This window comes from Planomicrobium sp. YIM 101495 (genome assembly GCF_009707665.1).
Classification (GTDB): Bacteria; Bacillota; Bacilli; order Bacillales_A; family Planococcaceae; genus Planococcus.
The window spans coordinates 1,075,025-1,098,296 of record NZ_WLZW01000001.1; the positions used below are offsets into that span (position 1 = coordinate 1,075,025).

The window sequence follows — 23,272 nt, forward strand, 5'->3', positions numbered from 1 at the left end:
ATTGAACCGACTCTTTTCGAACGCAAAAACAGGCGGAGATAGTTGTCTCCGCCTGTTTCGTATTAGGATGTTTCGATCAGACCGTAAGAGCCGTCTTTCCGTTTGTAGACGATGCTTGTGCCGTTCGATTCAGCATCCGTGAAGATGAAGAAACTGTGTCCCAACAAGTTCATCTGCAGAACCGCCTCTTCCTCGTCCATCGGCTTCAAGTCGAATTGCTTCGTGCGGACGATCTTCAAGTCATCCTCTTCTTCAGCGGCTGCGCCATTTGTTGCCGTTGTACTCTCAGCAGCTGCGAATGCGAGCCCCATGCCATCCCGGTCACGGAATTTCCGGTTGACCCTCGTTTTATATTTTCTGATCTGACGTTCCAATTTAGAAACGATCATATCGATTGCAACGTATAAGTCATCGTTTTCTTCTTCAGCACGAAGTGTTAAATTTTTCATTGGAATCGTTATTTCCACTTTGACTTGACTGTTGTTTAATTTTTTCAGATTCACCATCGCTGTGGAGTTTGTACCATTTGTGAAGTACCGCTCGATTTTCTCGACTTTCTTCTCCACATGCTCTCTGATTGCTGGAGTTACCTCGAAATTTTCGCCTCTGATATTGAATTGCAGCATGTAAACTCCTCCTTCATTTATGCTGGTGGTGCTTAGTGTAGTATTTCTATATCTTCCCTCGAAAGTCCTTCTTAAAACGTAAATTATTTTAAGGAAAGTGGCTTGACGAACTGATCTCACGCTTTCCCCTTCCTGAAAAGTAAGCGCTCACAATGTTTCCCGCTTCTTTCAGCTGCGGACCAAGGAAAGCAGTTCGACCGATTCCGCTCCGGCGTCCTTCAATACTTTCGCCGCGTGCCGCATCGTTGTTCCGGTCGTATACAGATCATCGACCAAAACAATCCGTTTCGGCACCGGCTGGCCGTTCCACGAAAACAAGCGTTCCGCAGTAAGTCGCTGCTCCCGTGACTTCTGCCCTTGCACCGCTTCGGTCTTTTCCAGTAATGTTTGAAACGGAATGCGCGCTTCATGCAACAATGCCTCCACTTGGGCGAATGTCCGGTTCTTCAAGCGCTCCGGATGGAGGGGAATCGGTACGACTGCAGTGCCTTTTCGTCTTTTCAACAGCTCATGCAACTCCGGTGCGAACACACGCGCGAGCACAACATCCTGCAGAAACTTGAACTGATAAATATAATCCTGCATGGCCTTATTATACGTAAAAAGACATTTCCCACTTGTGATGCAGCCAGCGTAAGCGGTCTTCTCCCACTGCACACATTCCTCACACATATCTATGCCCGCCCGGCTGCAATACCGGCATACGTCTCCTCCGATCAGCTCGAAACCTTTCCTGCAGCCAATGCAGATCGTTTGTGGCAGCTCATTCAAGAACAGTCCGCGCCATGATGGGATTTGCGAAAGCGGCAAGTCGCATAGAAGGCAGTTCATCGCCGATCACCTCCTTTGTTATAAGAACGGATTAACTGCCGTGCCCGGTCCATCTCGAGGGAAATTCCATTATGGAAAAACACGACCTCTCCATCGGGGAAATCAGCTGAACGACCGGCACGACCGGATATCTGGATGAGTGCAGCATGATCGAACAGCGCTTCATCTGCACCGACAATAGCGATTTGGACATTTGCAATTGTAATCCCCCGTTCTAGAATGGTCGAACAGACGAGTCCGGGCACTTTCTGTTCACGTAATTGCATCACTTTTTCTTTCCGTCCAGGATCTTCCGCGTGGACCGCTTCAATTCCCGGTACGACTTCTTTGAAAAGCTGAACCGTTTCGTCGATCAATTGAATGGTCGGGAGAAAAAGAAGAAACGGCTCTCCCGCGTTCACTTTTTCCTGAAGCCACTTCTTCAGCTTCTCCGGCACTTTTCCCGCTGCCAGCTGTTTCTTATAACCCCACAGTGGCCGGTAAACCGGGACAGGCAACGGGAAGCCGTGATACCGTGAAAAAATCTCCGAGCGGTTCGGAATGGTTTTCAAAAGTCTTTTCGTCGGTGTCGCAGAAACGTAGATGATCGGAGCACCGGGCTTCCGCGCCTTCTCGACGGCACAGGCCAATGCGGGATCCACTGTATACGGGAACGCATCCGCTTCATCCACAATCACCACATCGAAAGCTTCTTCGAACCGGTAAAGCTGGTGGGTCGTGGCGATGACGAGCTGTGCTAATCCTTCTTGTTCCGGAGAACCGCCGTACAACGTGTGCGTGACGGTCGCCGGGAAAGCTGCCCGCAGTCTCGGCGACAGTTCAAGAACGACGTCAGTTCGTGGTGCAGCTAAACAAACACGCTGCCCTTTTTGGAGAGCTTCGTGAATGCCAGGGAATAGTAATTCAGTTTTGCCGGCGCCGCAAACTGCATAGACGAGATGCGGACGGCGAAGTGCGATGCTCTCCGCGACTTCTTCGGATGCCCGCTTCTGCTTATCAGTGAGTTTGCCTTGCCAATCGAATGAAGGGAGTGCTGGCTGCCAGCTTGAAGGGTTCCGCCAGACGAGCAGTTCGGTACAAGATGAGATTCTTCGCATTTGAAGACACTGTCTACAGTAATAGCATGTTGCTTCACATTTCGCGCAATCAAAGGGGATTATTTTTAAAGGGGATTGTTCCAGGCACCGCATACATTGCTTGTCGGTTGAGATGCCTTGTTTGATGGTGATGTCACCATTTGCGATCGCTGCATCGACCTGTTCTTTCGGAAATGGCGTGTGTTCGCGCAGCCAGATGCGGCCGCGTAGAAATTGTTCGAGGTCGGACATGCACTTCACCCTTTCCATATAAGAAAAAGCGACAAGGCTTGCGGGTTATTTGACAACCCAACCAAGCCCCATCGATCCTTCCCCAAGATGTGTTCCGATTACCGGACCGAAATAGGAAATATCGAATTCCACATTCGGACATGATTGTTCCAATTCGGCTAACCATGCTTCCGCTTCTTCCCGCTGGTTCGCGTGAATAATCGTCGCACGGAGTGGCAAGCCTTTATCCGCATCTTCCTTCAGCAAACCGGAGATACGCGCCATCGCTTTTTTCCGCGTTCGGATCTTTTCGAACGGAACGATCACTTTCTCTTCGAAATGAAGGATCGGCTTGATCTGGAGCAGTCCGCCCACCAGTGCCTGTGCGCCTGATAGACGCCCGCCGCGCTGCAAATGCTTCAAGTCTTCTACCATGAAGTAAGCACGCATCGTCTTCTTCATCCGCTCAAGCTCTTCGAGAATCACTGCCGCTGACTCGCCTGCATTCGCCATATCAGCTGCTTTCGTGACAAAAAAGCCTTGAATGGCACAAGATACTTCCGTATCGAATACGTGGACGTTAGCGTTCTCGATCATTTCCCCGGCTTGGATCGCCCCAGCATAAGTGCCGCTGATGCCGCTTGATAAATGGATGGAAATGATGTCATCCACTTCTTCCGCCAGTTGGCTGTATAGTTCTTTAAATTCGCCGAGCGATGGCTGGGAAGTTTTCGGAAGTTCGGTTTTCGCCTTTTTATAAAATTCATCCATCGTCAATTCCATCTCTTCTTTGAACGACTGGTGGCCGCCGAATGTCACTTGTAGCGGAATCATCTGGATGTTCTTTTCTTTTCGGTGTTCTGCGGACAAATAGGAAGTACTGTCCGTTACAATTGCTGTTTTCATCGTATCAGCCTCCATTTACAGTTTACCAAAGAAACGCTTAATTACCTATAGGTAATCAGGAAGTGCTTAAAGATTTCCAAACTGGAAAAAGGCGGGGAAACCAACTTGGTTTCCTCCGCCTCTTGCCATTTTTTTAGTTGCTGAAATTTATGAATTGCCGATGAAGTGAAGGCTCGTCACTTTCCACTTTCCATCTTCCTCGTGGAAGACGACGACTTGCCTGCCGCCTTGCTCGACGCTTCTTCCTGTCGATTTCTCTTCAGTCGAAACCGTGATATTCGCAAAGACTTCAGCACGGCCCTCTTCGTATTTCACGATGGTCTCATCCGCTGTCTCGTACACCGTCGTGTAAGTTTCGAATGCTTTCTCCAACGCTATGAGATCCTCTTCCTTATCGAAGCTTTCCGGATTTTCCGAAAGCACTTCTCCGTATCTTTCCAGATCTTCGGAGTTGAATGCAGCGATATATTCATTAAAAGCAGCGAGGATTTCTTCCGCTTCCTGTTCAGGGACATCCGCTTGTTGTGTATTGCCTTCATCATCCATGACGAAACCGACCGTATCGTTTTCCATACTATGGTTGATAGCATTATTTTCATTCGATGAATTGCCGTCATCCGCGGAATTGCTGTTTGTCTGTGATTCTTCGTCTGCCGAACAGCCCGCGAGCAACGCGGCAAGACCTGCAGCCACTAACCATTTTTTCATATCAACGCCTCCAAGCCCATTTTGCCATAGACGAGCCCCTTTAATCAAATGACGAAAGGGTGAACACCCCCCCTTTTTTTCCACTAAAAAATGCGGAGCCATGTCAAGCAGCTCCGCATGTCGATACTAATGGAATTAGCGTACTTCAACCCAGCCATTCTTGATTGCTGTCACGACAGCTTGTGTGCGGTCATTCACTTGCATTTTCTGCAAGATGCTGGACACATGGTTTTTGACTGTTTTTTCCGATATGAACAATGTTTCACCGATGACCCGGTTGCTTTGTCCGTCTGTTAATAATTGAAGAACTTCGCTTTCGCGTTTTGTCAATAAGTGATACGGGCGACGGATTTCCGTCTGGTGGAACGAGCCTTTGTTTTCACGCTCGCTCAATCTGCGGAATTCCTTCACAAGGTTCCGTGTGACTTTCGGGTGCAAGTATGAGCCGCCCTTCGCCACGACTTTGATCGCTTGGATGATCGCCTCTGCATCCATTTCTTTCAGCATATAGCCGAGAGCTCCTGTTTTCAAGGCATGCGTGACATATGATTCGTCATCATGGATAGACAGAATGATGACTTTGGCGTCCGGGAACTTCTCCAGCAATTCACCCGTAGCTTCTACACCATTTTTTTGTGGCATGTTAATGTCCATCAGGACGACATCCGGCTGGTGCTCTTCGTATAGCTCGATGACTTCTGTGCCGTCCCCGCCTTCCGCGATCACTTCGAACGAGTCCTCGAAGTCCAGGATACGCTTCACGCCCTCCCGGAAAAGTTGATGGTCATCTACAATAATGATTCTTGTCATAATACCGTCCTCCTCAGCTATCTCAACTATCCTTGTTGCAAGGTATGGTGAATTTCAATGTTGTGCCATTTCCTGGAGACGATGTCAGTTCAAACAACCCTGACACGAGATCGATCCTCTCCTGCATCCCTCTTAATCCGAACGACTGGTCTTTCACCATGCTCTTGTCAAAGCCAGCGCCGTCATCCTCTACAGTGATGATGACGCTGGCTTCCTGCCATTCGATGACGACCTCGATCTTCTTTGCTTTGCCGTGCCGGAGCGCATTCGTAACAGACTCCTGCACGAGCCGGAAGATCGTCGTTTCGTAAGCGTTCGGCAGTCGGAACTCCTGCCCCGACGAGACGAACGAAATTTCCGTACCGGAATTGTATTCTTCGATCGTATCCAAGTATTTGACCAACGTCGGCACTAGACCAAGATCGTCCAACGCCATCGGTCTTAAATCATAAATGATCCTTCTCACTTCCGTCAGTGCTTCCCGCACACTTTCCTTCAGTGATTTGATTTCCTGAAAAGCAGGCTCAGGACCTTTTTGGCGATATGTACGTTCAATCAAATCGGAGCGCAGCAAAACATTCGCCATCATCTGTGCCGGTCCATCGTGTATTTCGCGGGAAAGGTGTTTTCGTTCTTCCTCTTGTGCAGCGATAATCTGCAAGCTGTACCCCTGATTCCGATTCACTTTGCCGATCGAATCATCCAACCGGTCCGCATCTGTCGAAAAGAAGTTCGAAGCGACATTCACTTGATTCACGAAATGCTCTGCACGTTCGATCGTGTGAAGCAAATTTTGCAGCCGACTTTGCAATTCTTCCCTTTTCTTCCGGCTCGCCTTCTCTTCCAGACGATTCGCTGACAGCGTTTGTTGCAGTCGGTTCGCCTGTTCATACGCTTCGCGCACTTCATCTTCCGAAAACAGGCTGAACGAATTGGTCACTTCTGCAAGACGTCTTCTGGCAGCACGCATTCGGTCTTCCAATCCCTCGCTCTGGTCGATAATCCTGTTCGCCGTCAGACGGATGTCCTCCAGCTGGTTTTTCAGATTCTCGTAATCGCGACGGCTTCGTTCACTGATTGTGAAGATTTCCTGTTTGGTCCCTTCCATTTTCGCAAGCAAATCTTCCCAGATGGATTCAAGCTCATTCAGATCATGCTGTTTAGCCATTTCAAAACCGCCTTAGCTATGTTTAACTTAAGTTAAGATGTAAAAAGCTTGCACCTTAATCCCTGTTCCGACGCTTTCAAGTATAACATTATCTGCAGACGCACAGGTTAAAAGCATATTACAAATTATCTGATTACATTTTACACCAGGAGGTTCAAAAATGCGAGAAAATTACAGAACGGCAGGCAGCTTCGGCGAAGCGGAAATGACGATCCAGAAGTCGCGCTTCATCGGTTATGCGAAGCGGGCGGAAACGGAAGCTGAAGCGATCGCCTTCATAGATGAGATAAAACAGCTGCATAAATCCGCTACGCACAATTGCTCCGCTTATCTGATCGGGGAACATGATTCAATCCAAAAAGCCAATGACGACGGGGAGCCAAGTGGAACGGCTGGCGTCCCGATATTGGAAGTCCTGAAGAAACAAGGATTGAAAGATACCGTCATCGTCGTCACCCGTTATTACGGCGGCATCAAGCTAGGGGGTGGCGGGCTGATCCGGGCTTATGGAAAAGGAGCGACGATTGCGCTGGATGCTGCCGGCATTGTCGAAAGGAGACTTCATCATCTAATGAAGATTTCCATCGATTACACGTGGCTTGGCAAGGTCGAGAATGAAGTGCGCCAGTCCGAATACCCGCTTCACGAGATTGTATATACGGACGGCGTCGACTTGTTCCTCCACGTCCCGGTCGAAAACGAAAGCTCATTCACCGACTGGATGATGGAAATGACGAATGGTCAAGCAGTAATCAAAAATACACAATCGGAATTTCTTGAATTCCCATTCTCTTGAGCCATGTCATTTTCATTTACGTTCTTGAATATTCCCTGTATAATGGATAGAACAATGGAGCAATATGACGATCAGCAGGAATGAACTAGCTTTGGAACTCTGCCTGTAAGCGATAAGCCCAATTCCGATAGAGGAGCAAAAGAAAATGAAACGAAAAGAGTATAAGAAAAGCCGTACCAAGAAGAGCCGCACATGGCTCAAAGTATTGGTCACGTTGGCTGCTTCCCTCTTGATCTGTGGTTCCGCTTATGGGATCTACCTCGTCAAGAAAGCCGAGAACGCTGCGGACCGGGCCTTCGAAACAGCTGGTGACCGCGGGATCTCCGACTTACGGGATGAGCAGGTCGAGCCACTGCATGACAACATTTCAGTGTTGTTCATCGGTGTCGATGATAGCGAGAAACGGGATCAGGACGACAACAGCATCCGCTCCGACGCCCTTGTCCTCGCGACACTCAACAACGATGACAAGTCGGTCAAGCTCGTAAGTATCCCACGTGATACTTACACGTATATTCCGGATGCCGGCTTCCGTGACAAGATTACACATGCTTACGCCTATAACGGCCCCCGCTCGACAATCGAGTCGGTGGAAGAATTGCTTGAAGTCCCGGTCGATTACTATGTAAGAATGGACTTCGAAGCGTTCATCGATGTTGTGGATGCACTTGGCGGCATTGAAGCCGAAGTTCCATATGACCTTTCCGAGAAAGATGAAAATGATGTCCACGACGCCATCGTCCTTGAAGAAGGCTTACAGGAACTGGACGGACGTGAAGCATTGGCTCTCGCCCGCACAAGACATTACGACAATGATATTGAACGCGGCAAGCGCCAGCAGATGCTCATCGAAGCAGTCATGGATAAAGCATTATCCGCTGCATCTTTGACGAAATACGGTGGCGTGATCGATGCGATCGGCGATAACATGAAAACGAACTTGACGTTCAAGGATATGCAGTCGTTCTTCGAATATGGCAAAGGCGGCATTCCTGATATCGAAACCATTACGCTTGATGGCTACGACGACATGACGACAGGGATCTACTACTGGCAGTTGAACGAAGAATCATTGATGGAAACGATCGACATCCTTCAGAGCCACCTCGGCTTGAAGCCTGATACGTCCACTCTTTCCAACAACAACGATTCCGACCTTGCCGAGAATGCAAGCGAAGACCAATACTAAACACAATCCCCCTTCCGGACGATTCCGGAAGGGGGATTTTTCGGTTCTCCAACACCCAAAAAGACAGCAGCGAATTCGCTGCCGTCTTTTTATTTACCAATCATTTTCACTAAATTGATGAGCGGGCGATAATTCTTCCCTGCCAGGCCGACGACTTCGACGAACAGCTCGATCGCAATCAGCATGACGCTCAGGAGAAGGATGCCTCCCCATAGTGTCGCTTGTGAGAACAATAAAGCTGCAAGGCCGAACAAAGCGGCGATTCCGTAGATGATCATGACCGTCTGGCGGTGTGAGAATCCGATGTTCAACAAGCAGTGGTGCAAGTGCGATTTATCCGCTTCCGAGATCGATTTCTTCTCGCGCACTCGACGGACGATCGCAAAGAATGTATCCGAGATCGGCACACCAAGCATGATGATCGGGATAATCAATGCGACGACCGTCACGTTCTTGAAGCCCATCAGTGCCAGTACCGAAATCATGAAGCCGAGGAACAATGCACCTGTATCCCCCATGAAAATCTTCGCTGGGTGGAAGTTGTAGAACAGGAAGCCGATGGCACTTGCCGCGAGGATTGCAGCGAGTGACATGACGAATACATCGCCCATGATGAAGGCCATGACTGCCAGTGTCAACAAGGCGATGGATGACACTCCTGCCGCCAGTCCGTCGAGTCCGTCAATTAAGTTGATGGCGTTCGTGATGCCGACGATCCAAAGAATCGTCAATGGAATACTGAAGTACCCGAAAGATAACTCACCGCCGAACGGCAAGTTGATGAACGAAATTTCCAATCCACCGGCAACGACGACGATTGCAGCCGCGATCAGCTGGCCAAGTAACTTAGCCTTCGCAGTGATCTCGAGCATATCGTCCAGAACACCTGTAATGACGATGATCGTTGCACCGATCAAGATTGCTGCCGAGATGGAGATGAATCCTCCGTCGATTGCGTTCGTGATAGGTTCAGCCGGTCTTAAAATAAAGTATCCAATTACAAATGAAGCAAATATAGCCAGTCCGCCTAAGCGCGGCATGATGCGTGCATGAACTTTTCGATGATTAGGACGGTCGACAGCTCCGATGCGGAACGCCAGCCGTTTAACTAGCGGGGTCAGCACAATGGAAGCGATGAATGCCAGAACCAATGTGAGGTAAAGCATGATAGTCCTCCTTAGTACGCTACTCAGTACTCAAATCCTTTTTATTATAGCATGTCTTGCAAGTAAATAAAGCCTTTTACTCCTTCTATACCCCATTAGACGCGATACACTCCATAAAGGTTTCACGACGGGCAGTGGAGTTTAGACAGAAAGTTTGATAAAATGACCAAGTAGCAGCGGCTCAGAAAAAGGAGACTACATGTGATGGCAACGTTATTTAATCGCTCGAATGAGACAAATCCACGGCAACTGAAGAAGTATAGCCGGATTACGAAAGAAATCAATGCGCTTGAAGCAACTTATGAAAACATGACCGACGATGAACTTCGCGAGATGACGGATACGTTCCGTGAACGATTACAAAAAGGTGAAAAGATAGAGAAAATCATCCCTGATGCATTCGCAGTCGTCCGGGAAGCATCAAAACGTGTGCTTGGTATGCGCCATTTCGACGTGCAGCTGATTGGAGGGCTTGTCCTTGCAGAAGGCAACATCGCGGAGATGCCGACCGGCGAAGGTAAGACGCTTGTCGCATCCCTTCCTTCCTATACACGTGCTCTCGAAGGAAAAGGCGTCCACGTCATCACAGTCAACGATTACTTGGCGAAACGAGACTTTGAACAGATCGGTCAGATCCATACATTCCTTGGATTGACGGTCGGCTTGAACCTCCCCCTCATGCAAGCACATGAAAAGCAGGAAGCGTACAAAGCGGACATCACTTACGGTGTCGGTACGGAATTCGGCTTCGACTACTTACGTGACAACATGGCGATCACGAATGCGTATAAAGTGCAACGCCCTTACCATTACGCCATCATCGATGAAGTCGACAGCGTCTTGATCGACGAAGCGAAGACACCATTAATCGTCGCAGGGAAAACGAAAGTGAGCGCGCACTTGCACCAAGTCGCTTCACTGGTTGCATCCCGCTTCAAGGAAGGTGTCGATTACGATTTCGATGAAGAAACGAAAGCCACATCCTTGACGGATACCGGCATCGAGAAAGTCGAACGGGCTTTTGATGTCGATAACTTATATGAGCTGGAGCATCAAGTCCTCTACCATTACGTCATCATGGGCGTTCGTGCGCGTGTCATGTTCCAGCGCGATGTGGACTACATCGTCAAGGACAACAAAGTCATGCTTGTCGACATGTTCACTGGCCGAACGATGGAAGGACGCACACTTTCCGACGGTTTGCATCAAGCCATCGAAGCGAAAGAAAAAGTCGAAATTACGGAAGAGAACCGTGCACAAGCCCAGATCACGATCCAGAACTACTTCCGCATGTACCCGCTCATGTCGGGCATGACCGGAACAGCGAAGACACAGGAAAAAGAATTCCGTGAAGTATATGGAATGGATGTCATCCAAGTGCCGACGAACAAGCCGCGTATCCGGGAAGATATGCCGGACCGCGTCTTCGTCACGACGGAACAGAAATACGAAGCTGTTGCGGATGAAGTCGCGAAGCGTCACGCTACTGGCCAGCCAGTACTTGTCGGAACGACTTCAATCCTGCAGTCCGAGGCGGTCTCGGAATACTTGAGAAAACGGAACCTTGATTTCCAACTGCTGAACGCGAAAAGTGTCGAGCAGGAAGTCAACCTGATTTCCGAAGCCGGTCAAAGGGGCCAAATCACGGTCGCCACGAACATGGCAGGACGCGGAACGGATATCACACTAGGTGAAGGCGTCGACGCACTCGGCGGCTTGCACGTCATCGGCACGGAAAAACACGAAAGCCGGCGCATCGATAATCAATTGCGCGGTCGTTCCGGCCGTCAAGGGGACCCTGGCTCCACACAATTCATCCTGTCACTTGAGGATGAGATGTTCCGACGCTTCGCCAAAGAAGATGTCGAGAAATTCAAGAAGAAAATGACCGTTTCCGATAACAATGAAGTAACAGGTAAAGATATGCATGAACTGACAGAACGCACACAGCGGATTGTTGAGGGCTCCCACTTCTCCATGCGGGAATATAATTTGAAGCTCGATGACATCATCAACGATCAGCGAAAAATCGTCTACGACCTACGTAACCGCGTACTCGATGGCAAGGAGAACTTCTCCATCCTGAAGACGATGATCGCCGATGCAGTCGAGTTCATCATCGAGGATACATTGCCGGAAGATCTCGACATCCAGCCGCAGCATATCGGAAGTATCGAGAAATCACTCAGCCGTTTCCTGAAAACCAAAGTTTCCATTCCAGCCGAGACGACGAAACGCAAAAGAATCAACGATGCTATACAGCCTGCGATCGATGACTTGCTTGAGCGGATCGAGTCATTCTCCACGCATACACGCGTCAACCGTACGATTCCCGCTGTGATGAAGACATTCATCGACCAGATGTGGGTCAAGCACCTTGAATCGATGACCCACCTGAAGGAAGGCATCGGTCTCCGCTCATATCAACAGGAAGACCCGATGCGCATTTACGCGCGGGAAGGCCTTGAGCTCTTCGGTGGCAACTTCCAGCGCATGCGGTACTCGATCGCATCGGAACTGATCGGATTCATCGATCTGCTCGAAAAAGAAGCGAAGGAGGAACAGGAATGAGCATCTTTTCATTTTTCAATAAAACAGATAAAACAGGACGTGATTCTACAATCAATTCAGAAGAAGTCCTAGCAGGTTCTGAAAGCGAAGGAAAAGACGAAGTCACCACTTCACTCGTCATGCCCGAACAATGGAATATTTCCAAAGAACAGGAATACGTCCTGAAATTCCACTCGAACGATCTGAAGCCGTTGAAATCAAACCAGCTATCCCTTGCTGGCATCACGATCGACGAGGACAAAGTGTCAGGCGACTGGATCGTCCAGGCGTTCGTCCGTTCTTCCCTTAACCAGGAAGTGAAGCTCGGCAAGATGGAATTGATCTTGATGGACGCGGACAATGCAGCGATCACTTCGAAAGAATTCGATTTAGGTGAACTTGGCGTCTTGCCTCCGAAATCGAACAAACCTTGGATCTTCACATTCGAGAAAAAACTCGTCGATGGCAAAACATTCCCTGGCGACGACTGGCTGCTTGCGTTCAACGTCCAGTCCATCTTCCCTCATGCAATCGATCTTGATGAGTCATGGGAAAAGGCACTTCCAGAAACGCAGAAGAATGCGCTCGAGGAGCTTGTCAAGACCTTGCCGAAGTTGAAGCCGAGCGAAGTGAACATCACTGGATTCCAAGCATCGTTCCGTGATGATGGCAATCTTGTCGTCTCCTTGTTCATCCGCAATGGTCATACGAAGCACATCCAGTTAGAGAAACTTCCCCTAGAAGTGCTCGACGCGAAAGGGACACGCGTCGTAAAAGGAACGTTCGAGCTCGATCAATTGCTTGTCAAAGCGAATACATCGAAGCCATGGACATTCATCTTCCCTGCCCAAACACTCGCAAATCCACAACCGGATCTATCGAAATGGGCAGTGCGGATCCCGCAGCAAAACCAACAAGTAAATGAATAAAAAATACCGCTGAAGCTCATCGCTTCAGCGGTATTTTTCATTTCACCTGGAATTGTGTAATGGAATCCTTCATCATGCGGATGTTTTTCTTGTTCGGCACGAAATGCGTGACGACTAAACGGTAATGCTTGTTCTTTTCATACCCAGCTTTCGGCGCATCGATGATGACCTGTTCCGGCTTGTTCCCTTTTTTCACGGTGACTGCCTGGCGGTTCCCGAGCTCGTCTTCGACATAAACATATTTATTATGAAGGAACTGTTCGTTCATCGCCTGTGAAAATGTCACGGTGAACTGCTTGTCCGACGTCACTGTCCGGGCATTGCTGTCTTTCTTGAATGTCGGTGCGACCGTCGCCTTCGACTGATAGACCGCCTGCATGCCATCGATGCGGATCGCGCCTTTCGTCTTATTCGTCGAACGCGTTTCGGCGACGTACAACTGATTGAATGTCAGTGGTGCAATCGCTGTCGCAGGAATCGTTGCTTCGACATACTTCCAGCCTGCCCAGTCGAGCTTGCCTTCTGCCGTGAAATCGACGATGACGTCTTTACCGGAGGCATCTTTCAATGAGCCGCGTAGCCAGTGGTTCATCGTATCTCCGTATACCCAGAAGCCGATGCGCTTCGGTGCTCCCGGAATTTTATAAGGGGAATTCCATTTCAAATACGCTGCAGAAACCCCTTCTTTGTTCTTTGTGAAATCATAGTTGAGCTTGACCGATCCACTTCCTTGCTGCGGCTTGATCATCCGCTCCGTCTCGATGGAACCTGTCGCGCGCGCACTTGCGAACGACAAGCCAGATGTTGAATCCAGCCCGCTCAATGTGACGACCGGCTCCGTTACTGTGACAGGAATCGACACAGTGACGCCTTCATAAGTGGCTGAGATCGTGCCGTTACCTGCCTTTGTTCCGGTAAAACGGTTGTTCTCGATCTTCCCGATGCCACCACTGACCGTTTCGAGTTTCAATTTCGACTGGTCAGGGTTCAGGACATTATAGTACTGATCGACCACTTGGTCTGCCTTGAAGCCGACCGATTCGCCGATCACCGTCGATTCACCAGCATTCGGCGAAGCTTTCACCGATGTCGGACTGCCATATGGTGCTGTCGAGATCGCTTGGAGAATCGCTGAAACTTTCCGCTCCATCCCTTGTGAAGGACGGTTGACAAGGGACGGATAGACATCTCCATATTTCCGCGCAATCATTGTCGTCGAGCCACCACCATCAAGGTTGATTGCAGTATGGACACCGAGTGTTTTCAAGTAGCGTGCGAATTCCGGCAGTGTCATTCCTGAGCTGCCGGCAATAGCACTGTCGACAGTGACGAAATAAGCACTTGTACCGTTTTCATTCACTGCGACTGCTGTACGCGCGGTTCTTTCTATAGCACGGGGGCTTGCAGAGTCGATCGTCATGTTCACTGCTCCGTTCTGCACAAGCAACGGACCTGTCGCCAGCATGAACTTCGCACCTTTCCAGTCCTGTTCCACGTCGATCGTCAAATCGACTTGATCTCCGACTTTCATGTTACGAAGCTTGTCCACTTCCGCCGTTCCTGAAGCGGATAGGACAAAACCGTTTTTCGGAATCCATGAAGCTTGGCTTTGCCCATAAGGACGGACTGCCTTCACTGTTCCGGTGATTCGCTCACCGAAGTCACGGCCAGTATTGACGGATGCAGCCGTTTCGACTACCACTTCCATTCCTGTCGAATTGGTCCGTGTCGTTTCGTAAGACCAGCTCGATGTATAAAGCACGCTATCTCCCGACTCTCGTTCGATATTCAATGAGTTGATCGTAGACGATTTCCCTTTATGTGTAATCGTGTAATCAAGTTCGTATGTACTGATTTTCGCTTTGTTGTCCGGCGTTACTCCGAATGCTGCTGGTGTATGCATGAAGTCGTTGTAGTTTGTCGACACTGCACCGAGGTTCACGATTTCGTTGCCTTCTGCCAGCAAGTATGTCGGCAAGCCGTTCGCAAAGGTGAAGAACGAAGCATTGACTGCGCCGACTACATGATGCTGCTCTTTCGTATATTGACGCGCCAGTGCGGACGTCGTCGCTAATGAAGTGAATGGATTGGAGATTCCGATATCGATTGTCGTGTACGGTTTCCCTAGATTGATGGACAATTGATTGACGCGCTGCGACTTTCCTTCAAAGCTTGTTGTTTTGCTTTCATGGTGGACACCTGGTGAGACCATTCCCGCCTCGAACGCCTGTAGCGGCATCGTCAACAGCAGGATGAAGCCCAGCAAGGCCACTCCGATTCGTTGCAATTTCATTTCTCAATACTCCTTTTGTGGTTTCGGCACCCAAAAAAGGAATCCACAAATAAAGATTTGTGGATTCCTTTTTTCGCTTCAACCAAGTCAAATCATTCTATATTGTTGACAAACAGGGTCATTACAATCCAATTTTATCACAACCACTGTCAAAAACAATAGAATAGACATAATTATAGAAAAAATCTTAATCCACTGATATAACTTCCGGCGGCGTTAAATCCATTCCGATTTGATCCGCTCTGAAGATGAATAACGCGAATTCCCCGCGTGTGATGGGATCGTTCGCACCAAAGCGTGTCGGCGTCTTCCCACTCGTCACGCCTGCTTCCACTAATGCTGCAACATCGGGGGCGAATCGTGGGTTAACGTCCGTGAATGGGATGTTTTGCGATGTTGCTTCCAGCTCATAAGCTGCTGTAATCATTTTTGCCATCTCGCTGCGCGTCATTGTCGAGTAGGCGCCGTACGAAGTGGCTGTCTTTCCGTTAATGACGCCAGCTGCTTTCAATGCATCCGTCGCCCATGCGCGGTTGGCAGGAACATCCGTAAATCCTGAAGCAGGATACGTGCCGCTTTCTTTATATCCAAGCACATTCGCAATCATGACTGCTGCATCGATTCGGATAATCGGACGGGATGTTCCGTATTGTGTTTCAGAAATCCCTCGTGCATATCCTTCCGTGACGATGTGATCAACTGCTTCCATATACCGCTCACTCACATCGGTGAATTGCTGCTTCGCTTCCGGTTTGAAAGCGACGATGGAAGAAATCCCTAAAACCATAACCAATAAGATGATGAATCCAAAACGCTTGTTCACATTAACATTCCTTTCAGCTTTCTTCCGAAACTATACGTCATGGAAAAATTCGTCGCAAGGTGCTTTTGTAGGATAGTATTTACCGATCACCATCAAGAAAGCTTACTGCGTAAAGTCCGTTCTTCGTCCATCGATAAACCGACCTTTAATTCCCGCCCGTCTTCTTCAGCGAGCCACTGCCGTGTATCTTCCGCCATCTCGCTCATCGGCCGCTGTTTCAGGCCCGCTTTCTTCGCTGCATCATTCGCTGCGAGGATGAAGCCTTCCGGATGGGTGCCACTTACCGGAATCCAAAATGGAATCTGGAACGGCTTGATTTGTTCTTCTAGCAGACGCTCGTCCGGAATCCACTGTGGGTGGATTTCTGCACTTTTGACCCCGTCCACGAACTGCTCCATCGTCACCGGGTCCGCCGCCACGTTATACACACCGGTATCTCCTTGCTCGACCATCGACAACGTGAAGTTCGCCAAATCCCGCGCATCGATCCATTGTAGCTTCCGGTTCTTCCCGCCTGGAATTAATACTTCCCCAGGAACCGACAAACGTTTCGCCCAATACGTGAAGCGGTCGGTCGGATCGTGCGGCCCTGCAACAATCGCTGGGCGGATGATTAACGATTTCAGCCCTTCCCGCTCCGCAATGACTCCTTCACACGCCACTTTCAAAGGACCGTATGTTTCCCCGGTCACTACATCACTTTCGATATACGGCTGATGCTTCGAACCTTCTTCGGGTACAGCACCAGCAGAAAAATCGTCGTAAACAGAAATCGTCGAAATAAATGTATAGTGATCCGTATCTAAAGAATTAAGAACCGTTTCAAGGTCTTTCGGACTGTACGCGGAGCTATCGATCACTGCATCCCATTTCTGATTTGCTAGGAGACCGGCGTCTTTCCGGCGGTCTCCTATGATGCGCGGCAAGTCCGCAAACAGCCCTGGATTACTCTTTCCTCTATTGAACAGCGTTACATCGTGTCCATTCGCGAGCGCTGCCTCTACAAGATGACGTCCAACAAACGAAGTCCCTCCAATAATTAATAGTTTCATTAAAAAAACCTCCTTTTGATAAAAAACTTTCATTCCTAAAGAAATGTGCTATAATTGAATGTATAATTTGAATATTAAAATTCTTATATAGGAGTGCTCAAAACATGGACGGTCAGCAACTTTTCTTCACAACTTTGAGAGATTGGACGCCACAGGATGAAGCGACTGTACTGAAAATGGATTATGAGGCACGGGCAAGAGTCGCCAAAACGATTGCCTGTGCGGGCTTGCTGATCGATTTGTCGCTGGACCAGCACACGATCGTCAGGGAAAGCGTTGCTCAGAATAAAAATACACCGATGCGTACATTAAGAAGGCTCGCGGAAGAAGACCTTTCTTCTTCAGTGAAGCAGGCAGCTCAACGGACTTTATCATCACTCATCTAACATTTTAGCATGATTATTTTAAATCCGTATATTTTTCCGACAGCTCCCCTAGTTTATTTTTCTTCAAAGCGGTTATACACAAGGTAACGCGTTTCACCAAAAGGAGGAATCAGGATGAGCAAAGATGGATTCTCAGACAAATTAAAAGGTGCAGTGAACAAAGGCAAAGGCGAACTGAAAGATCAGGTCGGCAATGCGACGGATGATCACCGCACACAAGCAGAAGGCAAAATCGATAAACTGAAAGGTGAAGCACAAGAACGTATCGGGGATTTCAAGAATAACCGCGACGACGAAAAACGCTGAAAATTTCAAACGATTTGAACCATCCATTTTCAAGATGAATGTTCCAAAGAAAGCGGCAGAGGGGATGCACAATCCTCTTTTGCCGCTTTTTTGCGGAAGTTGGTTGTTATTGCCCGATTTTTAAAAGATGAGAACGTTTCCAATGTGCAGAGAATTCGTATATAATCTATTCTGGCGTAGTTCTTGTCAAAGGGGTTAGTAAATCTTATGGAAAAACAACTGAAACTCAGTGAATATTTAGTAATCGGTTTTTTACTTTTCGCCTTATTTTTAGGCGCTGGGAATATCATCTTCCCTCCTTTACTCGGCCAGTTTGCGGGCGATCAATTACCGATGGCAATCTTCGGATTCCTATTGACCGGTGTCGGCTTGCCGCTCCTCGGAATTTTGGCAATCGCCAAAGACGGGCATGATTTGCAGTCGATCGCGAGCAGAGTTTCACCGTTATTTGGAATCGTTTTCACGATCATCGCCTATTTAGCGATCGGACCATTCTTCGGGATTCCACGAACAGCGACCGTTTCCTATGAAATCGGCATCTTGCCCTTTCTGCCGGAAAGTTCCGCTGCATCCGCTGTTCCACTCGCTCTTTACACCATCATCTTTTTTGCATTGACGGTGTGGCTCGCGATGAACCCAAATAAGCTTGTCGACCGTATTGGAAAGATCTTGACGCCTGTATTGCTTGTAATCATTTCGTTACTTGCCGTGAAAAGTATCCTTACACCGATCGGGGAAATCGGACCAGCCATCCAGACCTATGAAACGGGCGCCTTTTTCGAAAGTTTCATCCAAGGCTATTTGACGATGGACGCAATCGCGGCCCTCGTCTTCGGCATCGTCGTCATCCAGGCTATCCGGGAACGTGGCGTCAATTCCCGCGGCCAAATCTTGAAAGCGACATCGATTGCTGGCCTGATCGCAGCTGGCGGCCTTGCACTCGTCTACTCGTCGCTCAGTTTCATCGGAGCGACAAGTACAGGGGCAATCGGCTTACAGGAAAATGGAGGTACGATCATTTCCCTCGCTTCCCGTCTTTTGTACGGTGAATCGGGCGGAATGATCGTTGCAGCAGCTATAACAGTGGCGTGTGTGACGACATCGATCGGTCTCGTCTCTGCGACCGCACAATTTTCCCATAAGCTCTATCCACGGCTTCCTTATCAAACGTTCGTCTGGATTTTCTCAGGATTCTCGGCATTTGTTGCGAACATCGGACTGACACAATTGATCGCTGTTTCACTTCCGGTCTTACTGGTAATTTATCCGCTTGCCATTGTCTTGGTGATCTTGTCCTTGATCGATGTCACATTTTACAGGCATTCACTCGTATATAAAATCGCCTTGTCGTTAACGGGTATCGTCTCAATTTTTGATGGACTCCGCTCGGCAGGTATCGAGTTCGATGCACTTGATAGGTTGTTCGCTCATTTACCGCTTTTCGATCAAGGAATCGGTTGGGCACTTCCCGCCCTTGTCGGAGCCGTCGTCGGCTTTGCGATTGTGCACTTGTTCGGATTGAAACAACAGAAGGTATGAAAAAACCCGCTTGTCCTGCATCTGCTTCTGCCGGAAAAGCGGGTTTTTGATTCTTTTAAAAAAGTGGTTGACCTCGGTTTTTTTCTATTGTACGATTATTGTGTTAACCAAATAAAATTACCAGTTAACGCAAAGGGGATCTGTATGAAGAATGAACAATTGAAGATGATGATGGTCAGCGCACTGTTCGCTGCAATCATCGGGATACTTGCACAAGTCGTCATTAAAATTCCACCAGTGCCGATTACCGGCCAAACATTCGCCATCGGACTGGCAGCTACGATTTTAGGGAAACGCTATGGCACCCTTTCTGTTCTTGTCTATATCTGCATGGGGACCATCGGGATTCCCGTCTTCTCTGCAATGACTGCAGGAATTGGCATCCTATTCGGACCGACCGGTGGGTATATCATCGGCTTCCTCCCTGCCGTGTTCATTATGGGTTGGTATATGGAACGATTCGGTTTCACTGCCACACATGCAATCATTGCAAATTTAATCGCGATGGTCGTGACACTTGCATTCGGGACTGCTTGGCTAAAAATTTCAGCTGAACTGACATGGACCGCCGCAATTGCCGGTGGCGTGACGCCATTTATCTTAGTTGGCATCTTGAAGGCTGTCGCTGCCGCACTGATTGGACTGAAGATCCGAAACAGCTTGATCACTGCCCGCTTGCTGAAGCCCGCAATGCCGCAACTCGGAAGTCGCTGAACAATTGAAAAAGAGGAGGAGACGGATGCTTCTGTCTTCTCCTCTTTCCTTATTATTCGACCAATCAGAACAAGCGCGGTGTCGGTGGCGTAGCCGTTTTCTTCTCCGCCTCTTCATGGAACTTGCGGTCATCACGCGGATTAGTCGAATGCTCGAAATCCGAGCGGTGGTCATCACTCATGAATTTCTTCCCATCCAGGTTGTCTCCATCGTCCACGTTCTTCAATTCACTCGTATCTTCATAATGATCGTTCTCATTGAAATCGGCATCCAATAGATGTTCTTCTTCCGAGTCCCGGCCGAATGGAGCTGGCCCAAGATTTGGATCTACGCCTGGTGATTGTTCATCCATTCGGCGATTGATGCCATCTTCCCTGTTCATTTCATCTTCTGCAAGTGGCGGCTCGTGGTCCATTTCCTTCTCGGACAAGGCAGCCTCGTTGCGGTCAATACCGTCTGTTGTCGGATGGATCGTTTCTCCGTCCATACGGGAATCCTTCAATTTTGTATTCAAGCTCGGGTACCCATGCTGATCTTCGCGCCGGACATCGCGTGTATAAATCTCATCTTCACTCGGCGTATCTGCCGAACCATACTGTGGTTGTATATCCGGATCCGTTATTTTCGGATCGTTGAATTTCTCACCGTCACGTTCCACATCCCGGCCGAACGGGACAAATGCAGTGTTCCTCGGTTCTCCACCCCGATTCAGCTCTGCAAGGTCATGGTTGCTCATTGCCTTGTCTGTATACATAAGAATTGCACCGTTCCGAATTTCATGTTCATAAGACTCAGCCGTCGTTTCACCCAGTCTAAGTGAATTCAACTGTTTCCGGATTTCTGACTCTCCGGAAAAGATCGATTTGAATTTGTCTGCGATAGAACCGCCTGCATGTGTATTCGCATTGCCTTTTCCTCCCACCGCGCCTAATGCGTCTTCATCTCTGGCGATCAGATGGATATCACCTTCACTGTAGCCCATTTCCTTCAATTCAGTCATACGTCTAGAAAGTTCTTCTGCACTGTATACCATTTCGAATTTTCGGTCTGATAATGTCATGATTTTCATCCTCCTGTGTTTGGGTGTCTTAATTTCTATGTACCCGTCCGGAGTAGAATTTAAAACACGCTACACGCGCGTAAACACTTCCTCATACTCAAGCATCTTCAATCAAGGATAATAGGCCCGCCCTAGAGCATCGATAGTCCTGTATAAAATACTAGAAAAACTCTTGTCATTATTAGGTATTTCCTCTCCTTTTTTAGAAATAACTGAAAACTATCTATTTACAGAAGTTTATTTCGAAAAATGATGCTATCATAGATGAAAACGCTTAAGGATACAGTATAATCAAGATATGGAGGCGGAAATTATCGTTCTAAGAAATTCTTTTATCCACTATCTTTCTGAGACCGATTTTACAGACGAAGCCACCTCTCCTACATGGATGGTAGATCTTCTACCAGCGCAAGATGAAAGGAGGGATGTTATGGAAACGGGGAAGCGGATAAAATATCACCGATTGAAGCAACGGATGAGCTTAGATGTACTTTCTTCCGACATCCTCCCACAAAGGGAACTCAAAAAAATCGAGGGAGGTGAAAAAGAGCCTTCGTTGGAAGTTTTGAAGGCACTGTGCAACAGACTCTCAATTTCTTTGGCACCAAAGAACAATCCTGTGGGAACCGTCCTCGTGAAGAACTTCAAAAACTCCCTTTTGCATCCACAAAACAAAGGGAAGATTATGGAACAATATGCGGACATCCACAACCACCCTCTTCTTCATGCGAATGAGGAAATTGAACTGGAATACAGCATCCAGCAAATCCGCTACTTTATCATCACTGGCGACCTTGACAGTGCAGAAGAAAAAGTGAAGGAACTGGATCGCTTCAAAGAGTTCATGAACCAGGAGCAATTTTATCTTTACCATAAATTCATCGGGAACTATCATTATTTGCTAGGTGATTATGAGAATGCCTTGAAAACATATTTAATGGCTGAGAAAATTATTCCTTCTAATTTGCAGATTCTTGAAAGAGCAGATCTGCTTTATTCGATTGGGATATCTTCAACGCAATGTTGGCAAACTGATATGGCCAATCGCTATTCAGAGCTGGCTTTAAAAATATACCAACAAGAATTTGTGCCTAAACGAATCGTTGAGTGTCACTCTAATATCGCATTAACTGAATTTCAATTCGGTAACTTTAAGACTTCTTTGGAACACTATCGAAATGCTTTTACAATTGGCAGCAAACTCGATAATGATATACTTCTATTTACAACTGAATACAACTTAGCTTACAGTAATTATATTTTACAACAGTTTGATATTTCCATTGTGCATGCGGAACATACTTTGAAAAATATACCTGCCGAATATACTTCTGATTTATTAGCTTGTTATATACTTTTGGTTAAATGCAATATAGAAATTGACCGGCTTGATGATGCACAGATTTGGATCGAGAAAGGTCGACTAATTACTAACTCTTCCAGCTTTGATGCTGATTCAATTACAAATTTGTCATTAAGAGAAGCCTACTTTGAATTCGTAGTCTTAGAGCATCTCATTGACAAAGATTACGCGATGTTTGAACAAGTTTTCAATAATAAACTTTTCCCTATATTGAATGAAAAAAATAATTTTAATGAAATTGGTTATTTCTGTTCCCATTTAGGGAATGTTTACTGTGAGTTAGGTAAGTTTGAAGAAGCTGCCGCTGCATATAAACACTCTAGAAAAGCATACCAAAAATTGCTTTCAAATATGACTAGGAGCGTGAACTCATGAAAAAGTTAGTTACTTTCACCTTTGCTACAGCATTGTTATTAGGAGGTTTTTCTTCACTAAATAATTCTTCAACTGATAATGACGTCGCTGTCGGACACCGCGTCACTGAGCCGTGGGCCGTCATCAACAGCAATGATGTCGCTGTCGGTCACCGCGTCACTGAGCCGTGGGCCGTCATCAACAGCAATGACGTCGCTGTCGGACACCGCGTCACTGAACCTTGGAACGTTATCAACAGCAATGATGTCGCTGTCGGTCACCGCGTCACTGAGCCGTGGGCCGTCATCAACAGCAATGATGTCGCTGTCGGTCACCGCGTCACTGAACCTTGGAACGTCATCAACTCAAACTTGAATGCTTAATCAATTTTCCCAT

General features: G+C 47.9%; 22 protein-coding genes. 10 read left to right on the forward strand and 12 right to left on the reverse strand.

Annotation, left to right across the window (positions count from 1 at the left end; genetic code table 11):
- Positions 1–62: 62 nt before the first annotated feature.
- The 7 genes from hpf to GIW82_RS05450 all read right to left on the reverse strand — a co-directional run bounded on the left by hpf (position 63) and on the right by GIW82_RS05450 (position 6,356).
- Entirely contained in the window at positions 63–626 is a 564-nt protein-coding gene (hpf, locus tag GIW82_RS05420) for a ribosome hibernation-promoting factor, HPF/YfiA family (protein ID WP_154748856.1), read from the reverse strand.
- Positions 627–794: 168 nt separating this feature from the next.
- Entirely contained in the window at positions 795–1,457 is a 663-nt protein-coding gene (locus tag GIW82_RS05425; protein ID WP_154748857.1) for a ComF family protein, read from the reverse strand.
- Positions 1,454–2,785: an ATP-dependent helicase ComFA gene (locus tag GIW82_RS05430; protein WP_154748858.1), complete on the reverse strand. Its 1,332-nt coding sequence runs from the start codon at positions 2,783–2,785 to the stop codon at positions 1,454–1,456. The genes GIW82_RS05425 and GIW82_RS05430 overlap by 4 nt, the downstream gene beginning before the upstream one ends.
- A gap of 45 nt (positions 2,786–2,830) precedes the next feature.
- Positions 2,831–3,670, reverse strand: a complete 840-nt coding sequence (locus GIW82_RS05435) for a DegV family protein (protein WP_154748859.1) — start codon at positions 3,668–3,670, stop codon at positions 2,831–2,833.
- A gap of 147 nt (positions 3,671–3,817) precedes the next feature.
- A complete protein-coding gene (locus tag GIW82_RS05440) occupies positions 3,818–4,378 on the reverse strand; it encodes a nuclear transport factor 2 family protein (RefSeq protein ID WP_154748860.1) in 561 nt (186 codons plus the stop codon).
- A 135-nt stretch (positions 4,379–4,513) separates the two neighbouring features.
- Positions 4,514–5,188, reverse strand: coding sequence for a response regulator (locus tag GIW82_RS05445; protein WP_154748861.1), 675 nt, complete (start codon positions 5,186–5,188; stop codon positions 4,514–4,516).
- A gap of 22 nt (positions 5,189–5,210) precedes the next feature.
- Positions 5,211–6,356 carry a sensor histidine kinase gene (locus tag GIW82_RS05450; protein ID WP_154748862.1) on the reverse strand — a complete coding sequence of 382 codons (1,146 nt, stop codon included), beginning with the start codon at positions 6,354–6,356 and terminating at the stop codon, positions 5,211–5,213.
- Positions 6,357–6,516: 160 nt separating this feature from the next.
- Between GIW82_RS05450 and GIW82_RS05455 the strand changes: the two genes are divergently transcribed.
- A complete protein-coding gene (locus GIW82_RS05455) occupies positions 6,517–7,152 on the forward strand; it encodes a YigZ family protein (protein WP_154748863.1) in 636 nt (211 codons plus the stop codon).
- Positions 7,153–7,297: 145 nt separating this feature from the next.
- On the forward strand, positions 7,298–8,341 hold the full coding sequence (locus tag GIW82_RS05460; protein ID WP_154748864.1) for an LCP family protein: 1,044 nt from the start codon (positions 7,298–7,300) through the stop codon (positions 8,339–8,341).
- A gap of 89 nt (positions 8,342–8,430) precedes the next feature.
- Here GIW82_RS05460 and GIW82_RS05465 read toward each other — a convergent pair whose 3' ends face one another.
- Positions 8,431–9,507 (reverse strand): glycosyltransferase family 4 protein, encoded by a 1,077-nt coding sequence (locus GIW82_RS05465; protein ID WP_154748865.1) that lies wholly within the window; start codon positions 9,505–9,507, stop codon positions 8,431–8,433.
- 204 nt (positions 9,508–9,711) lie between these two features.
- On the opposite strand from GIW82_RS05465, the gene secA2 reads away from it, so the two are divergent.
- Positions 9,712–12,078: an accessory Sec system translocase SecA2 gene (gene secA2 / locus GIW82_RS05470; RefSeq protein WP_154748866.1), complete on the forward strand. Its 2,367-nt coding sequence runs from the start codon at positions 9,712–9,714 to the stop codon at positions 12,076–12,078.
- The gene (locus tag GIW82_RS05475; RefSeq protein WP_154748867.1) at positions 12,075–12,986 is read left to right on the forward strand and encodes an accessory Sec system S-layer assembly protein; all 912 of its coding nucleotides are present in this window, start codon (positions 12,075–12,077) and stop codon (positions 12,984–12,986) included. Before secA2 ends, GIW82_RS05475 begins: the two co-directional genes overlap by 4 nt.
- Positions 12,987–13,023: 37 nt before the next feature.
- Here the strand turns inward: GIW82_RS05475 and GIW82_RS05480 are convergent, their stop codons facing one another.
- The 3 genes from GIW82_RS05480 to GIW82_RS05490 form a co-directional block, all read right to left on the reverse strand.
- Complete coding sequence (locus GIW82_RS05480) at positions 13,024–15,279, reverse strand: phosphodiester glycosidase family protein (protein WP_154748868.1); 2,256 nt, start codon at positions 15,277–15,279, stop codon at positions 13,024–13,026.
- 187 nt (positions 15,280–15,466) lie between these two features.
- Positions 15,467–16,102 (reverse strand): S-layer homology domain-containing protein, encoded by a 636-nt coding sequence (locus GIW82_RS05485; protein WP_154748869.1) that lies wholly within the window; start codon positions 16,100–16,102, stop codon positions 15,467–15,469.
- A gap of 92 nt (positions 16,103–16,194) precedes the next feature.
- Complete coding sequence (locus tag GIW82_RS05490; RefSeq protein ID WP_154748870.1) at positions 16,195–17,154, reverse strand: NAD-dependent epimerase/dehydratase family protein; 960 nt, start codon at positions 17,152–17,154, stop codon at positions 16,195–16,197.
- Between the two features lie 104 nt (positions 17,155–17,258).
- On the opposite strand from GIW82_RS05490, the gene GIW82_RS05495 reads away from it, so the two are divergent.
- The 4 genes from GIW82_RS05495 (at position 17,259) to GIW82_RS05510 (ending at position 20,099) form a co-directional block, all read left to right on the forward strand.
- Positions 17,259–17,540, forward strand: a complete 282-nt coding sequence (locus GIW82_RS05495; RefSeq protein WP_154748871.1) for a hypothetical protein — start codon at positions 17,259–17,261, stop codon at positions 17,538–17,540.
- A 114-nt stretch (positions 17,541–17,654) separates the two neighbouring features.
- The gene (locus GIW82_RS05500; RefSeq protein ID WP_154748872.1) at positions 17,655–17,846 is read left to right on the forward strand and encodes a CsbD family protein; all 192 of its coding nucleotides are present in this window, start codon (positions 17,655–17,657) and stop codon (positions 17,844–17,846) included.
- A 207-nt stretch (positions 17,847–18,053) separates the two neighbouring features.
- Positions 18,054–19,385, forward strand: a complete 1,332-nt coding sequence (gene brnQ, locus GIW82_RS05505) for a branched-chain amino acid transport system II carrier protein (protein WP_154748873.1) — start codon at positions 18,054–18,056, stop codon at positions 19,383–19,385.
- A gap of 144 nt (positions 19,386–19,529) precedes the next feature.
- Complete coding sequence (locus GIW82_RS05510; RefSeq protein ID WP_154748874.1) at positions 19,530–20,099, forward strand: biotin transporter BioY; 570 nt, start codon at positions 19,530–19,532, stop codon at positions 20,097–20,099.
- 64 nt (positions 20,100–20,163) lie between these two features.
- Here GIW82_RS05510 and GIW82_RS05515 read toward each other — a convergent pair whose 3' ends face one another.
- Entirely contained in the window at positions 20,164–21,159 is a 996-nt protein-coding gene (locus tag GIW82_RS05515; RefSeq protein ID WP_195913946.1) for a general stress protein, read from the reverse strand.
- Positions 21,160–21,589: 430 nt separating this feature from the next.
- Here GIW82_RS05515 and GIW82_RS05520 point away from each other — a divergent pair, with 430 nt between their 5' ends.
- Both GIW82_RS05520 and GIW82_RS05525 read left to right on the forward strand, forming a co-directional pair.
- Positions 21,590–22,897: a helix-turn-helix domain-containing protein gene (locus tag GIW82_RS05520; RefSeq protein WP_154748876.1), complete on the forward strand. Its 1,308-nt coding sequence runs from the start codon at positions 21,590–21,592 to the stop codon at positions 22,895–22,897.
- Complete coding sequence (locus tag GIW82_RS05525; RefSeq protein WP_154748877.1) at positions 22,894–23,259, forward strand: hypothetical protein; 366 nt, start codon at positions 22,894–22,896, stop codon at positions 23,257–23,259. Before GIW82_RS05520 ends, GIW82_RS05525 begins: the two co-directional genes overlap by 4 nt.
- Positions 23,260–23,272: the final 13 nt, after the last annotated feature.

Coding starts and splice junctions, on each gene's coding strand:
- hpf (WP_154748856.1), bottom strand. CDS start 626: ATGCTGCAATTCAATATCAGAGGCGAAAATTTCGAGGTAACTCCAGCA.
- GIW82_RS05425 (WP_154748857.1), bottom strand. CDS start 1,457: ATGAACTGCCTTCTATGCGACTTGCCGCTTTCGCAAATCCCATCATGG.
- GIW82_RS05430 (WP_154748858.1), bottom strand. CDS start 2,785: ATGTCCGACCTCGAACAATTTCTACGCGGCCGCATCTGGCTGCGCGAA.
- GIW82_RS05435 (WP_154748859.1), bottom strand. CDS start 3,670: ATGAAAACAGCAATTGTAACGGACAGTACTTCCTATTTGTCCGCAGAA.
- GIW82_RS05440 (WP_154748860.1), bottom strand. CDS start 4,378: ATGAAAAAATGGTTAGTGGCTGCAGGTCTTGCCGCGTTGCTCGCGGGC.
- GIW82_RS05445 (WP_154748861.1), bottom strand. CDS start 5,188: ATGACAAGAATCATTATTGTAGATGACCATCAACTTTTCCGGGAGGGC.
- GIW82_RS05450 (WP_154748862.1), bottom strand. CDS start 6,356: ATGGCTAAACAGCATGATCTGAATGAGCTTGAATCCATCTGGGAAGAT.
- GIW82_RS05455 (WP_154748863.1), top strand. CDS start 6,517: ATGCGAGAAAATTACAGAACGGCAGGCAGCTTCGGCGAAGCGGAAATG.
- GIW82_RS05460 (WP_154748864.1), top strand. CDS start 7,298: ATGAAACGAAAAGAGTATAAGAAAAGCCGTACCAAGAAGAGCCGCACA.
- GIW82_RS05465 (WP_154748865.1), bottom strand. CDS start 9,507: ATGCTTTACCTCACATTGGTTCTGGCATTCATCGCTTCCATTGTGCTG.
- secA2 (WP_154748866.1), top strand. CDS start 9,712: ATGGCAACGTTATTTAATCGCTCGAATGAGACAAATCCACGGCAACTG.
- GIW82_RS05475 (WP_154748867.1), top strand. CDS start 12,075: ATGAGCATCTTTTCATTTTTCAATAAAACAGATAAAACAGGACGTGAT.
- GIW82_RS05480 (WP_154748868.1), bottom strand. CDS start 15,279: ATGAAATTGCAACGAATCGGAGTGGCCTTGCTGGGCTTCATCCTGCTG.
- GIW82_RS05490 (WP_154748870.1), bottom strand. CDS start 17,154: ATGAAACTATTAATTATTGGAGGGACTTCGTTTGTTGGACGTCATCTT.
- GIW82_RS05495 (WP_154748871.1), top strand. CDS start 17,259: ATGGACGGTCAGCAACTTTTCTTCACAACTTTGAGAGATTGGACGCCA.
- GIW82_RS05500 (WP_154748872.1), top strand. CDS start 17,655: ATGAGCAAAGATGGATTCTCAGACAAATTAAAAGGTGCAGTGAACAAA.
- brnQ (WP_154748873.1), top strand. CDS start 18,054: ATGGAAAAACAACTGAAACTCAGTGAATATTTAGTAATCGGTTTTTTA.
- GIW82_RS05510 (WP_154748874.1), top strand. CDS start 19,530: ATGAAGAATGAACAATTGAAGATGATGATGGTCAGCGCACTGTTCGCT.
- GIW82_RS05515 (WP_195913946.1), bottom strand. CDS start 21,159: ATGACATTATCAGACCGAAAATTCGAAATGGTATACAGTGCAGAAGAA.
- GIW82_RS05520 (WP_154748876.1), top strand. CDS start 21,590: ATGGAAACGGGGAAGCGGATAAAATATCACCGATTGAAGCAACGGATG.
- GIW82_RS05525 (WP_154748877.1), top strand. CDS start 22,894: ATGAAAAAGTTAGTTACTTTCACCTTTGCTACAGCATTGTTATTAGGA.